The sequence below is a fragment of the Pseudomonas sp. MN1F genome (genome assembly GCF_009391885.1).
Lineage (GTDB): Bacteria > Pseudomonadota > Gammaproteobacteria > Pseudomonadales > Pseudomonadaceae > Aquipseudomonas.
Genome location: NZ_VZII01000044.1, coordinates 1 through 13,024, shown reverse-complemented (window position 1 = coordinate 13,024; position 13,024 = coordinate 1). Strand labels below are relative to the sequence as shown.

11 protein-coding genes and 1 pseudogene are annotated in these 13,024 nt (G+C 62.4%); 2 read left to right on the top strand and 10 right to left on the bottom strand.

Going from position 1 to position 13,024, the window contains the following annotated elements; translation table 11 throughout:
* The first annotated feature begins 119 nt into the window (after window positions 1-119).
* Window positions 120-1,073, top strand: coding sequence for an arsenic resistance protein (locus F6X59_RS21725; RefSeq protein WP_152958063.1), 954 nt, complete (start codon window positions 120-122; stop codon window positions 1,071-1,073).
* Between the two features lie 23 nt (window positions 1,074-1,096).
* Here the strand turns inward: F6X59_RS21725 and F6X59_RS21720 are convergent, their stop codons facing one another.
* From F6X59_RS21720 to F6X59_RS21680, 9 genes are all read right to left on the bottom strand, one after another.
* Window positions 1,097-1,420, bottom strand: a complete 324-nt coding sequence (locus F6X59_RS21720) for a RidA family protein (protein ID WP_152958094.1) — start codon at window positions 1,418-1,420, stop codon at window positions 1,097-1,099.
* 42 nt (window positions 1,421-1,462) lie between these two features.
* The gene (locus F6X59_RS21715) at window positions 1,463-2,881 is read right to left on the bottom strand and encodes an aldehyde dehydrogenase family protein (protein ID WP_152958062.1); all 1,419 of its coding nucleotides are present in this window, start codon (window positions 2,879-2,881) and stop codon (window positions 1,463-1,465) included.
* A 12-nt stretch (window positions 2,882-2,893) separates the two neighbouring features.
* Window positions 2,894-3,937, bottom strand: a complete 1,044-nt coding sequence (locus F6X59_RS21710) for a homoserine dehydrogenase (protein ID WP_152958061.1) — start codon at window positions 3,935-3,937, stop codon at window positions 2,894-2,896.
* A 206-nt stretch (window positions 3,938-4,143) separates the two neighbouring features.
* Window positions 4,144-4,581, bottom strand: coding sequence for an Lrp/AsnC family transcriptional regulator (locus F6X59_RS21705; protein ID WP_152958060.1), 438 nt, complete (start codon window positions 4,579-4,581; stop codon window positions 4,144-4,146).
* The gene (locus F6X59_RS21700; RefSeq protein WP_152958059.1) at window positions 4,578-5,966 is read right to left on the bottom strand and encodes a threonine synthase; all 1,389 of its coding nucleotides are present in this window, start codon (window positions 5,964-5,966) and stop codon (window positions 4,578-4,580) included. Before F6X59_RS21700 ends, F6X59_RS21705 begins: the two co-directional genes overlap by 4 nt.
* A gap of 24 nt (window positions 5,967-5,990) precedes the next feature.
* Window positions 5,991-6,875 carry a LysR substrate-binding domain-containing protein gene (locus F6X59_RS21695; protein WP_152958058.1) on the bottom strand — a complete coding sequence of 295 codons (885 nt, stop codon included), beginning with the start codon at window positions 6,873-6,875 and terminating at the stop codon, window positions 5,991-5,993.
* A 46-nt stretch (window positions 6,876-6,921) separates the two neighbouring features.
* Complete coding sequence (locus F6X59_RS21690; protein ID WP_178120122.1) at window positions 6,922-8,361, bottom strand: amino acid permease; 1,440 nt, start codon at window positions 8,359-8,361, stop codon at window positions 6,922-6,924.
* Between the two features lie 142 nt (window positions 8,362-8,503).
* Window positions 8,504-9,766: a cystathionine gamma-synthase family protein gene (locus F6X59_RS21685; protein WP_152958056.1), complete on the bottom strand. Its 1,263-nt coding sequence runs from the start codon at window positions 9,764-9,766 to the stop codon at window positions 8,504-8,506.
* A gap of 206 nt (window positions 9,767-9,972) precedes the next feature.
* Complete coding sequence (locus F6X59_RS21680; RefSeq protein WP_372240482.1) at window positions 9,973-10,902, bottom strand: malate dehydrogenase; 930 nt, start codon at window positions 10,900-10,902, stop codon at window positions 9,973-9,975.
* A 379-nt stretch (window positions 10,903-11,281) separates the two neighbouring features.
* Between F6X59_RS21680 and F6X59_RS21675 the strand changes: the two genes are divergently transcribed.
* Window positions 11,282-12,667: a GntP family permease gene (locus F6X59_RS21675; protein ID WP_152958055.1), complete on the top strand. Its 1,386-nt coding sequence runs from the start codon at window positions 11,282-11,284 to the stop codon at window positions 12,665-12,667.
* Between the two features lie 32 nt (window positions 12,668-12,699).
* Here the strand turns inward: F6X59_RS21675 and F6X59_RS28450 are convergent.
* Window positions 12,700-13,024, bottom strand: a pseudogene (locus F6X59_RS28450) (SAM-dependent methyltransferase); the annotation flags it as partial.

Below are 13,024 nucleotides of genomic sequence, written 5' to 3'. Positions count from 1 at the left end.
AACCTGACAAACCAGCAAGTCGAGCAACGGTGTACTATCGCTGCCACTACCTGGACCCTCAGGAAAGCGTGCCCCGTAAACATTGGAGCGCCACAAAATCAGTCAGCAGGACCCGAACCTTGACCCGAGAACAACTCGAAACCCAGCAGATCCCGATCTACTTCGCCGCAGTACTCGCCGCCATTGTCTTCGGCCTACTGGCCAGCGACGCCGCGCAACACCTGCAACCCCTGGTCACCCCTGCCATCGCCATCCTGATGTACGCGATGTTCCTGCAGATCCCCTTCCTCGACCTGCGCCAGGGCCTGGGCAACCGCCGCTTCATGGCAGCCCTGCTGCTCGCCAACTTCATCCTCGTGCCATTGCTGGTTTGGGCCCTTACCCGTGGCTTGGCCGAGCACCCGGCGATCCTCATCGGCGCTCTGCTGGTGCTGCTTACGCCGTGCATTGACTACGTGGTGGTGTTCACCCACATCGGCAAAGGCGACTCGCGCCTGACCCTCGCCGCCACGCCCGTGCTGTTGCTGGTGCAATTGCTGCTGCTGCCGGTGTACCTGGCGCTGATGCTCGGCGACAACAGCGGCGTAACCATGCGCATCGCCCCGTTCGTGGAGGCCTTCGTGCTGCTGATCGTGCTGCCGATGATCCTCGCCGTGCTCACCAGCGCCGGTGCCCGCCGCTCCCGCGCGTTCGCGGCCTGGAATGACGCCTGGGCATGGATGCCGGTGCCCGCGATGGCCCTGGTACTGCTGGCGGTGATCGGCTCGCAGATTGCTGTGGTGCTACAGGATTTTGATCGCCTGTTGCCGGTGATTCCGGTGTACGTCAGCTTCATGCTGCTGGCGCCAGTGCTCGGGTTTGTTTCGGCGCGGTTGCTGCGCCTGCCGGTGGCCGAGGCACGCTCGGTGACCTTCAGCGCCGCGACACGGAATTCGCTGGTGGTGCTGCCACTGGCGCTGGCGTTGCCGGAAGAGCTGCGCGGGTTGGCGGCAGCAGCTGTGCTTACCCAGACATTGGCAGAGCTGGTGGCCGAACTCGTCTATGTACGTGCCGTACCGCGGCTGGTGCGCTGAACCGCCGCATCCGCCGCTGCCGGTCACGGGCGGTCGGCACACACGGCAAACACCTGCACCTCGACCAGGTAGCCCTGCCCCAGATCGGCCCCCACGCAGGCCCGTGCCGGTTTGGCACACCCCTGCAACCAGCGGTCATACACCTCGTTTACCAGGTCGAAATGTCGATAGTCTGCGATCCACAACTGAACCCGGGTCAACTGGTCCTTGGCCACCCTGGCCTCAGCCATCAACCCATCGATGGTACTCAGCGCCTGGCGCAACTGCCCCTGCACATCCTGTTGCAGGTCGTCGGCGACCACGCCGGCCGTTTCGAACAGGCCCCTGTAGCTGACAGCCAGCGACATCCGCGTGCCTGACCCATACCGTTCAATCATCAGACTCCCCCTTCAACCCAGCTGGTTGAGGCAAACGACTTTTGGCTGGGTCATGTCCTCGTAAGCGAACCTCACGCCCTCGCGCCCAAGGCTCCCATACTTGGAGCCACCGAAAGGCATGGCATCGAAGCGGTAGTCGGAAGAGTCATTGATCATCACGCCCCCGGCCTCGATTCGCCGCGCCAGGCTCAACGCCAACGACAGGTCGCGGGTGAATACACCGGCATGCAAGCTGTAGTCCGGCGCGTTGGCCAGCGCTATTGCCTGCTCGATAGTGTCGAAGGGCGCCAGCATCACGACGGGTGCGAATACCTCTTCACGCCACAGCCGGCTGGCAGGGTCAACGCCTTCCAGCACTGTCGGCGAATAGACAGCCCCCTGACGTCGATGGCCACAGAGCAAGCGAGCACCGCCTTGAAGAGCCTGGCTCACGCGCTCTTCTATGTGCCGGGCCGAGCCTTCGGTGATCATCGGCCCCATGTCGGTTTCGCGCAGGCCTGGGTCACCGACCACCATCGCCTGGGTCAAGGCAACGAAACGCTGGCGGAACGCCTCATAGATCGATGCGTCCACCAGAATGCGCTGGGTGCCAATGCAATTTTGCCCAGCTGCCCAGAACGCGCCAGACACGCAAGACTCGACAGTGGCTTCGAGGTCGCAGTCTTTGAGTACCAGCACCGGGGCGTTGCCCCCCAGGTCCATGGCCAACTTTTTCAAGCCAGCCCCGCAAGCTATCTGTTCGCCCGTGGCGAAGCCGCCTGTGAAGGAAATCATCCGTACTTCACGCACGGCCACCAGCGCCTTGCCCAGTTCGGCACCGCCCGTGGCGACGGTGACGACGGTTTCCGGCAACCCGGCATCGACCAGATACTGCACGAGCTTCAAGGCAGAAAGCGGGGCCAGCTCCGAGGGCTTGAGGATGACCGCATTGCCACCCGCAATCGCTGGCCCGAGCTTGTGCGCCACCAGGTTGAGCGGATCGTTGTAAGGTGTGATGGCCAGAATCAACCCCAACGGCTCGCGGGTGAACCAGCCCTGGCGCGATTCAGAACCTTCATAAGCATCGAAAGGCACCACCTCGCCAGCGTTGCGCCGCGCTTCCTCGGCAGACAGCTTGAGCGTGTTGATGCAGCGTTTTACCTCCTTCTCGGCTTGACGCAGGGTCTTGCCGGCTTCATCGACAATCAAACCGGCAAAATCTGCAGCGTCACGCTCGATGAAGCGCGCGGCCTGCTCCAGAATGCTGGCGCGTCGATGCCGGGGCAACGCGGCACACGCGTGCACCCCCTGGCGGGCGCGGACCAGCAGGCCTGGCACAGCGTCGGCAGGCAGGTTGGCGACGCTGCCCACCAGGCTGCCGTCGAAGGGGCTGAATACATCGATCAGGGCGGGTTGCTCAATCGCTAACCGCGACACGGAAGTCAGGCTCATGAACGTTGCTCCTCAGACCGAGCGGCCAGCGTTGTGAATGGCGACGATATCCGACAGCAGGGCAAATGCGGTTTCGACACGCCCGGCACCTGGGCCAGACACGGTCACCGCACCCAGCAATTCGGTGTTGAACGCCACCGCATTCGTGGCGCCGGAAATACCCGCCAAGGGGTGATTGCCGGCTAACAGGCGCGCTTCGACGCTGGCACGTACCGAACCATCGGTTTCACGGCTGGCGCTACCGATCAGCTTCCAACGCTGGCCCGCCGCTTGTGCTTGCTGGATCGCCACACTGTCGAGGTTGCTGATGCCGCTGCAGGTGACATCGCTTACCTGCAGGCAGGCGCCGAGCAACTCGTTTGCGAGAATGACCACCTTCAGGCGCACGTCATGCCCCTCCACATCGGCGCTCGGATCTGCCTCGGCGTAACCAAGCGCTTGAGCCTGGGCCACGGCATCGGCAAAACCAAGCCCCTCTTCCATACGCGTCAAAACATAGTTCGAAGTACCGTTGAGAATGCCCTCGAACCCCACCAAGCCGGCGCCGGCCAACGTCTGGCGCGCCATGCGCAACACCGGCGTACCGCTCATCACAGCACCTTCGTATTCGAACGACACCCCGTTAGCCTTGGCCAAGGCCTTGAGCGCCTGGGCATGCAAGGCAATGGGCCCCTTGTTGGTGGTGACCACATGCTTGCCCGCTTCCAGCGCCCAGCGGCAGAAGGTTGCCGCCGGCTCTCCGTCCTTGGGGTTGGTGAATGTGGCCTCAGCAATGATGTCGGCCCCCGATTGCTTGATCACCGCCTCGTTGAATGCCTCGGCCGACCCCTGAGGGATCTGCGCCAGCGCCCCCTTCTTGGCTGGCAGGGCTGCCAGCATGGTAGCGTCCAGGCCATCCCGGTCGATAACCGAGCCCAGGAACAGGTCGGTGACGCCAACAATCTTCAGGCCAAAGCCCAGCGCTTGCTGCCAGCGCGCATTGCGTTCGGCGATCAGTTGGGCCAGGGCACGGTTCACGCCGCCAAAGCCAACGAGTGCAATCTTGTATTCGGTCATGGTTTGCTGTCCTTTCCAGGCGATTGGTCGATGAGGACAAGCCTAAGAGCCGTGCAATGCCAGTTGAATATGGCAATTCGCTGTATTTGCTGGCCAATCTGACCAGTACCTGATGGTGGCCTGAACAGCCCCCAATGCACGACGCCGCCCGGGCGAAAGCCCGGGCGGCGTCGTAGTATCGATAGCGTTAATGTCTCAGGCGCGGCTTAGATCACGGTGGCCAGGACGAACGACGTCACCGTGTTCTCGACCCCTGGCATGGCGGCGATTTCCGTCCACACATGATGCACGCGCTCCGGGCTGGAGGCCTCGACGCGCAGCAACAGGTCGAACTCGCCGCTGAGCACCTCGCACTGGATCACCTCGGGTATCTGGCGCAACGCATCAAGCACTGCTGCGCCGCGCATGCGGTCATAGCGGTAGACGAAGATCACCGCATTGATCAACGATGTCGGCCGCCGCCCCTCACCGATGCGCAACGTATAGCCCTGGATGGCCCCATCGCGCTCAAGGCGCTCAATGCGCTGGCGTACCGCATTGCGCGACAGATTCACTTTCAGCCCAAGCTCGGCATGGGCGATCCGTGCATTGGCGGTGAGTTCGGCGAGAATCCGCTCGTCCAAGGGGTCGAGGATGCGCTTCATCGCCTGGCCTGCAACTGAGCCAATAACGCGTGAACGCCTGCCAGGTCTTCGCGGCCCAGCAGCGGCCCGCCGCCAGCATTGCCCACCACGTCAGCAGGCACATCGCCGTGCCAGGCGCCCAGCTCCGCCAGCAGCCCGGCGGATTTTTCCGGGGCAAACTGCCCCAGCGTGACGATGGGCGCGCCAATGTTGCGCCGATGCAGGCGACCGGCGAAGGCCCCGGTGGCGGCATGTGGGTCTACTGCACTGCCGGTCTCGTGAAACAGTGTGACGACTTCTTCGCGGATCAGCGCATCGTCCACGGCATACGAGTCGAACAGCATACGTGCATGCAACCACTGGCGGTTGCCGATGCTCAGTTCGCCACAATCCTCGAAATGCTCCATCAGCGCCCTGGTCGCTCCGCTGTCGCGGTCGTACAGCTCCCAGACGAAGCGCTCCAGGTTGGAGAACAGCGAGAAGTCCATGACGGGCGACAAGGTCTGACTGGGTGAACCACGGCTGTAGCGATTGCAGTGAATGAACCGGTGCAAGGCATCATTGCGGTTGGTCGAGACAATGATCTGATTGATCGGCAGCCCCATCTTCTGGGCAATGAAGCCTGCGTAGATCTCGGCAAAACTGGCGGTGGGAATGCTGAAGCCCACCGGCCGTATTCCCCCTCCCAACTGCAGCGCCGCGTGGAAATAAAACACGATCTGCGCCAGCACGCCGATCCAGTTGGTCGAGTTGAAGCTAACGGGAATCAGCTCGGGGCACGGCCATTCACGCAGCAGCGCCGACACCAGCGACTGGCAGTCATCGAAGCTGCCGTCCACGTCCACGCAGCTCACGCTTTCGCAAGCGGCATTGCGCATCACCGCCGCGCGGTCGGCCGGCGTCCCTGCGCTGGGGTACAGCGCCAACAGGCGTGCCGTAGGGCAATGCCGCAAGGCTTCGATAGCGGCCACCGCCGTATCGCCGTTGCTGGCGCCGACCAGCATCACCCGCTCGCAATCGGGCCCCAGGAAATGGCGGATAAGCCGCGCCTGCAACTGCGCGGCGAAATCCTTGGAAGACCGGGTAGGCCCGTGAAACAGCTGCAGAATCCATTCGTTATGGCCGATCTGTTGCAGCGGTGCAATCCCACGGTGGCGAAAGCCACGGTAACTGTCGCTGACCAGCGCCCTGAGGGTCGGCTCATCGAGGGTATCACCGACAAACGGTGCCATTACCCGCCAGGCCAGTTCGTCGAACGGCAACCAGGACCAGCTGGCAATTTCCTGCTGGCTGAACGTCGGCACTGCAGTCGGCACATAAAGCCCGCCATCAGCGGCCAGCCCGGAAAGCAGCGCCGTGCGGAAATCAACCCGTGTCTCATTACCGCGCGTGGATGTGTACTGCATCAGTGCTCCAGGATAAGTATTGGATTAACGGTGGGCCATCGCCACCAACCAGTAGCTGAAGGCCTGGGCATCGGTGGACAACGCTTCGCCCAGGCCACGTACCAGGTAAAAGGACTCGCTCGCCTCGATGCGCTGGGTAAACGGTGCTACCAGCCGGCCTTCTTGCAGCAGGTCATCGACCAGCGATGAGCGTGCCAGCGCCACCCCGAGGCCCATTTCCGCCATGCGCAAGGTCGACACCAGGGTGTCGAACTGCAGGCCGCTGGAAGAGTCGACCTGATCGGCACCAACCCGCTCCAGCCAATAGCCCCACCCCTCCTCGTAACCCAGCACATGCAGCAACGGAACCTTGGCCAGATCGCCAGGCTCGCGCAGCGGGGAGTCGGCAATCAGCGCGGGAGAGCAGACTGGCACCAGCAGGTCGCGGGTCAGGCGCTGCGCCTCCACGCCAGGCCACTGCCCACTGCCCCAGCGGATTTCAAGGTCATCCTCGGCATCCAGTTCCTTGACCCACAGATTGCTGATGTAACGGATGTCGACCTGCGGGTGCGAACGTCGAAAGTCGGCCAGCCGGGGCGCCAACCAGAAGTGCAGAAACGACAGGCTGCCGCGCACTTTCAGGGGCCGGCGCTGGCGTTGCCCGAAAATTTCATTGGTGCCTACCGCCAGGCGGATGATTGCGTCCTGCACTACCGGCAAGTAGGACTGACCTTCTTCGGTCAGCCCCAGCCCGCGGGGCAGGCGCTTGAACAGCGCCACCCCCAACTGGCCTTCCAGGTGCCGAATCTGCTGACTTACGGCGCCCTGGGTGAGGTGCAGTTCCTCTGCTGCGTGGGTGAAGTTCAAGTAACGCGCCGACACTTCGAAGGCTCTGAGCCAGTTCAAGGGAGGCAGGGTTTTCTGAGTCATCGGCGCTTTCTCATGGCAACGTTCCGGTGATCTAGTATCACCCTGCTCAGGCGACCTCGGAACCTGGCGCCACGGTTTCCAGTTGCAGCGGGCGACGCGCACGGTATTTACGGGTTAGCCAGTACGCCAGGTAACACCAGGCGATGAAGGGCAAGCCGAAATACAGGGCTACGCGTTGGGCCGGGTCGAAGGCGATGCCGACGCAGGCCAGGACACAGCAGAAGATCGCCGCCAAGGGCACGAACGGGTAACCGCGCACGCGAAATTTAAGGTCTTCGAGCTTGCCCCCATGGGCGATGTAATGGCGACGGAAGGCCATCTGGCTGACGGCGATGCTGATCCACACCACCACCACCGCCAACCCGGAAATGGACACCAGTGCCAGGTAAATGGTATCGGGCGCGAACACGCTGCTGAGCAACGAAGCCATGCCGCCCGCCATGCTGAGCACGATGGCATTGAACGGCGTGCCGCGACGGGACAACGAGGCATACCGGCGTGGCATGTTGCCTTGGTCGCTGAGGGTCCACAGCATGCGCGCGGCTGCATAAAGCCCAGAGTTGGCGGCGGACAGCAGCGCTGTGATGATCACGAAGTTCATGATGTCCGCCGCATAGGGGATACCAATCATTTCAAATACCATCACGAACGGGCTTTCCACCACACCGGCTTGCTCACGCGGCAACAAGGTAGCCAGAACAAAGATGGTGCCGACAAAGAACAGCGCCAGACGCAGCACGGTGGTGCGAATGGCCTTGGGCACGTTCTTTTCAGGGTCACGGGTTTCGCCGGCGGCAATGCCGATCAGTTCGGTACCCGAGAAGGCGAACGCCACCGCCAGCAGGGTCATGGCGATCGACCAGAAGCCAGTGGGGAACAGCCCTTCACGCGTGAAATTGCCCAGCCCGGCACTGTGGGCCTGGGTAATTTCGAACACGCCCAGGATTGCGCTGCCGCCCACTACCAGAAAGGCAACCACTGCCAGTACTTTGATCAGTGACAGCCAGAATTCGGTCTCGGCAAACGACCGCACCGAGATGATATTGCTGATGAACACCGCCAACCCGAACAGCGCACTCCATATCCACACAGGCGTGTCGGGGAACCAGCGCACCATCAGGATGCCGGCGGCGGTGAATTCTGAGCCGATGGCAACCGTCCAGGTCAGCCAGTACATCCAGGCCACCATGTAGCCAGTCCCCGGCCCGATGTAACGCGTGGCGTAGCTGCTGAACGAGCCCACCTCCGGCATGTGCACCGCCAGTTCGCCCAGGCACATCATCACCAGGTAGACCATGATCGCGCCAAGCACATAGGCGATGACCGCCCCCAGGGGGCCCGCCTGGTTGACCGTGTAGCCTGATGTCAGGAACAAGCCGGTACCGATGACACCGCCCAGTGCCAGCATGACGATATGGCGGGTTTGCATATCCTGCTTGAAGCTATGCGCTGAAGCATTTCTCGTTGTCGTAGTCTGCAGGGACATTGTGGTTTTCTCATGAAAGTTGGCGGGCAAGGACGTTGCAACGACCTCGTCTTGGCAGAGCGAAGTGAATTGCCTTGCATATTGTTTTTGTTCGACTTCATGAAGTGGCACCCACGCAAGTAGTGGGTGCTACGCATCGGCCTCAGGCCTGAACCGGGCAGCCGTGTGTGTCACCGTGCAATTCCATTGCGGCCAACTCCTGGCGCACCGACGCGCAGGCCTGCGCCAAATCTGCCAGCAGGTCCTCGGTGTCTTCGATACCCACCGAAATGCGCACCAGCCCTTCGGAAATGCCCAGGGCCAGCCGTTCTTCGAGGGTATTCTCGACATGGCTGGTGGTACGCGCCGGGCCGTATATGGTTTCAACCGCGCCCAGGTTGCCAGCCCGATGGGCATACTTCAGGCGTGGCAGCAGCCGCGCCACGGTGGGCATGCCGCCTTTGAGCACAAAGCTGACAATCGCGCCGAAGCCGCGCATTTGCGCCTTGGCGATTGCATGGCCAGGGTGCTGGGGCAACCCTGGGTAGTTGACCGTTTCAACCAGCGGTTCGCTGCTCAAGTAATGCGCCAGGGCCTGGGCACTGGCCTGTTGCTGACGCAGGCGCAAGGCCAGAGTCTTGATACCGCGGATGATCAGGTAGGCGGAAAACGGGTCCAGGGCTGCACCGTTGATCTCGCGGTAGTGGCGTACCTTCGCCATCAACGGCTCGGCCCCGCACACCACCCCGCCCAGTACATCGCCATGCCCGGACAGGAACTTGGTAGCGCTGTGCACCACCACATCCACGCCCAGGGCCAGCGGGTTCTGGTTCAGGGGGGTAGCGAACGTGTTGTCGGCCACCACCAGGGCGCCGGCTTGTCGGGCGGCAGCGCTCAGGCGTTGAATGTCCAGTACCTTCAGGGTGGGGTTGGTAGGGGTTTCCAGGTACAGGAGGTCGCAACCTGCAGCAATCTCTCGCTCTAGCGCCTCGCTATCGAGGGTGTCGCACAGACAGACCTGCACACCCATGCGCGGCAGGAACTCTTCGAAGATCTTGTTGGTGCCGCCGTAACTGTCGCGGGTCGACACCACCCGTTTGCCGCTGGACAGGAAGGTGTGCAGCACGGCACTGATGGCGGCCATGCCGCTACTGAATGCCACGGCCGACTCGGACTGCTCCAGCTCGCACAGTTTCGCTTCCAGCGTGGCGACGGTCGGGTTGCTCATGCGGCTGTAGATGTAACCCGGCAATTTGCCCTGGGCCACGTCATACCAGGCATCGATGTCGTTGTAGCCGTAGGCGGCGCTGACCACGATGGGAGTCTGGGTGGCGTTGTACGGGTGCTGGATCTGTTCCCCGCCCCACACCACCCGCGTAGCGACACCGGCCGCTGCAAGGCCCTGGTTTTTTTCGTTGTTGTTCATATACGGTTCCCGCACGGCTGAGTTGTATACGCCGATTGAGCATCGGCTGTCAGCGGACTATAGGGGCATGCCGGGGGGACTGAAAAACGATGGAATCCGGGTCTGAGTGGCGCTTTTTTTAATGGCTGGGGACCGGGCGGGCGCAACAGCCGCCCAGCCCCTCTGGGACCTCGGTCAAGGCCTGCCGAACTAGAGGCTGGCCAAACTTATAGCGCTTTCATTTCGGCAATATCCCGCACCACCTGGTCTGCCGACTGGTCGAACATCGCCTGCTCCTGGGCATCCAGCGGCAACTCGATCACCCTGGTAATCCCCCCCTCGGCCAGCACGCAGGGGACCCCCATGGCAATATCGGTACGCCCATACTCACCGTCGAGTATCGCAACCGCTGGCAAAATGCGATGGCGCCCGTTACCGATCGCATCCACCATCTGCGCAATGGCCACGCCTGGCGCATCGCAGGCGCTGCCGAGCTTCTTCAAGCCCAGAATCTCGCCGCCACCTTTGCGTGTGCGCTGCACAATCTGCTCGATATGCTCACTGGACAGGAAGTGCGACAGCGGCACCGAGCCGATCTGGCAGTAACGCATCAGCGGCACCATGCTGTCGCCATGCCCGCCCAGCACCAGCGCCGTGATATCCCGGGCCGAAAAACCCGTCTGCTCGGCAATGAAGCACTTCATGCGCGCGGTATCCAGCACACCGGCCTGGCCGAATACCCTGCTGCGCCCCAGCTTGCTGAGCGAGCAGGCCCGATACGTCAGCACATCGACCGGATTCGACACCACCAGCACCGTCGCTGTCGGCGCATGACGGTTGATGTCGTGCATGATGCCGTCAAGGATCGGCAGGTTGATGCTCAGCACATCCTGACGCGACTGGCCAGGCTTGCGCGGCACACCCGCGGTAATCACCACCAGGTCAGAACCCTGCAGCATTTCGGCCTTGGACCCGCCGACAACCCGGGTATCAGAACCTGATTCGACCGCCGCCTGCCAGACGTCCAGCGCCTTGCCCTGCGCCAGCTCACCCTGCACATCCATCAACACCAGCTCACGGCACAACTCATCCCGAGCGATGATCTGCGCCGCCGCCTCGCCGACCAGGCCGGCACCCACGATTGTCAGTTTGTTCACCAGACACCTCCCAGCGGCGCGCGCCACCAGGAGCACGCCTGCGTATACAGAGAAGTATTGCCTGCCAAGGCGAAAAGACCATGTGATGCGACCGCATGCTATTGACAGCATCCCACCGCCCCGGAAATACTTTGTAAAGATTCATATAGATGACCAAATAACAAGGTGAATCGCTACATGACCGCACTGCCCAGCCCTACGCGTTTGCCCGGCACCCCACCGCCGTCCGCCAACCCCATTCCTCCGAAGTTCGAAGTTTGCGCATCCAGTCGGCCATCTGCCCGCGACCGATAACGGCTCGCTACTGCCCGCAGAAACCCCTGTCATGCCTGCAATGCCTGAGTGCCGCTAGCGCCCCAGCCCAACCGAGATTCCCTGAATGACTCCCTTAGATATACAGCTGTTGCTGACCGCACTGGCCAGTGTCCTGGTGCTGGTAGCGCTGATCGTGTCCCGTCTCAAGATGCACCCGCTGCTGGCCTTGCTGGTGGTGTCCATTGGCGTGGGCTTTGCCACGCGCATGGAGCCCGGCAGCATCGTCGCCCACCTGCTCACTGGCGCTGGCAAGACGCTGGGTGCGGTCGGGGTGGTGATCGCGCTTGGCGCGATGCTGGGCAAAATCCTGGCTGACGCTGGCGTCACTGAACAGGTCGCGGATGTGATCCTCAAGCGCACCTCGGACCGGATGATCCCTTGGGCGATGATGCTGGTCGCCTTTGTCATTGGCATCCCGATGTTCTTTGAAGTGGGCCTGGTGATCATGCTGCCGTTGATCTTCAGCGTGGCGCGAAAGCTGGAAGGCCAGGCCCGCTTCAAGGGCTCGGCGTATGTGTATGTCGGTGTACCGGTGATTGCCGCGCTGGCCGCCATGCACGGCATGGTACCGCCGCACCCTGGCCCGTTGACCGCCATCGCGGTGCTCAAGACCTCGGTCGGGCCCACCATGCTCTATGGCTTCCTGGCCGCTATCCCGGCCATGATCCTTGGCGGCCCACTGTATGGCCTGTTCATTGCGCCGCGCATGAGCACCCGGCCCGATCAGGCATTGCTGGACCAGTTCACACTGGCTGAAAAAGCCGACGGCCAACCCCGCCCCGGCGTAGTGGTCGGCATGCTGGCGGCGTTGCTGCCGGCGATCCTGATGCTGGTGCATGCCGTGGCAGAGATGCTGCTACCCAAGGGCAATGCGCTGCTGGAGCTGGCCAGCTTCCTGGGTAACCCGTTGATCGCCATGCTGCTGGGCGTGCTGTTCGCCGGCGCGAGCCTGGTACTGGCGCGCGGCGGCGACGCCGAACAGCTGCGCGATGCGCTGGGCAAAAGCCTCAAGCCGATTGCCTCGATCATCATGATCATCGCCGGGGGCGGGGCCTTCCAGGAGATGCTGACCAGCGCCAAGGTCGGCGATGCCATCGTGCACCTGACCCAGCAATCGGCCTTCCCGCCGTTGATCCTGGGGTGGCTGATCGCGATGCTGCTGTCGGTGTCTACCGGCTCCGCCACGGTCGGTATCGTGGGCGCTGCCGGCTTGCTGGCGCCGCTGGCAGGTGCTGATCCGAGCCTGAACCTGCCATTGCTGGCCCTGTCGATCGGCTGCGGTTCGCTGTTCTTCAACTACGCCAACCATGCGGGGTTCTGGATGGTGAAGGAATCGTTTGGCATGACCATGGGTGAGGCTACCAAGACCATTTCGGTGGTGCAGTCCATCGTGGCGGTGGTTGGCTTGATCGTGGTGTTGATGCTGAACGCGGCGATTACGGTGAACTGAGCCGGGAAAACCGGCCCAGTTCATCAACTGCCTCAGCGTTTTTCTGCGACCAGGGTGTAGCACATGGGTATTTGTGCCCCGCCCTGCTCATAGACGTCGTACACCTCCTCCCGATTGGAATGCGGGTATTCGTCGAATGCACGGAGGCTCAAGCCTGCGCCAGTAACGCTCATGAGCACCTCGCTTAGCGGGTGGAGATGCCAGTAGGACTGCAGCTCGTTTGGCTCGCCCTTGCCTTCGTAAACAATGGCGCCCGTTTCGACCAGCGGTTCGGTCAGGAAATAGGACGTGCTGATGCGCCAAGGGTCGCTGGCTTCGGGGTCGAGCATTTCCAGGAAGGGGTGCGTTTCGTAGATC

Bases quoted from the DNA above. Each gene is read 5' to 3' on its own strand.
- F6X59_RS21700 (WP_152958059.1), bottom strand. From the start codon at position 5,966: ATGCAGTACACATCCACGCGCGGTAATGAGACACGGGTTGATTTCCGC.
- F6X59_RS21690 (WP_178120122.1), bottom strand. From the start codon at position 8,361: ATGTCCCTGCAGACTACGACAACGAGAAATGCTTCAGCGCATAGCTTC.
- F6X59_RS21685 (WP_152958056.1), bottom strand. From the start codon at position 9,766: ATGAACAACAACGAAAAAAACCAGGGCCTTGCAGCGGCCGGTGTCGCT.
- F6X59_RS21720 (WP_152958094.1), bottom strand. From the start codon at position 1,420: ATGTCGCTGGCTGTCAGCTACAGGGGCCTGTTCGAAACGGCCGGCGTG.
- F6X59_RS21705 (WP_152958060.1), bottom strand. From the start codon at position 4,581: ATGAAGCGCATCCTCGACCCCTTGGACGAGCGGATTCTCGCCGAACTC.
- F6X59_RS21710 (WP_152958061.1), bottom strand. From the start codon at position 3,937: ATGACCGAATACAAGATTGCACTCGTTGGCTTTGGCGGCGTGAACCGT.
- F6X59_RS21695 (WP_152958058.1), bottom strand. From the start codon at position 6,875: ATGACTCAGAAAACCCTGCCTCCCTTGAACTGGCTCAGAGCCTTCGAA.
- F6X59_RS21715 (WP_152958062.1), bottom strand. From the start codon at position 2,881: ATGAGCCTGACTTCCGTGTCGCGGTTAGCGATTGAGCAACCCGCCCTG.
- F6X59_RS21675 (WP_152958055.1), top strand. From the start codon at position 11,282: ATGACTCCCTTAGATATACAGCTGTTGCTGACCGCACTGGCCAGTGTC.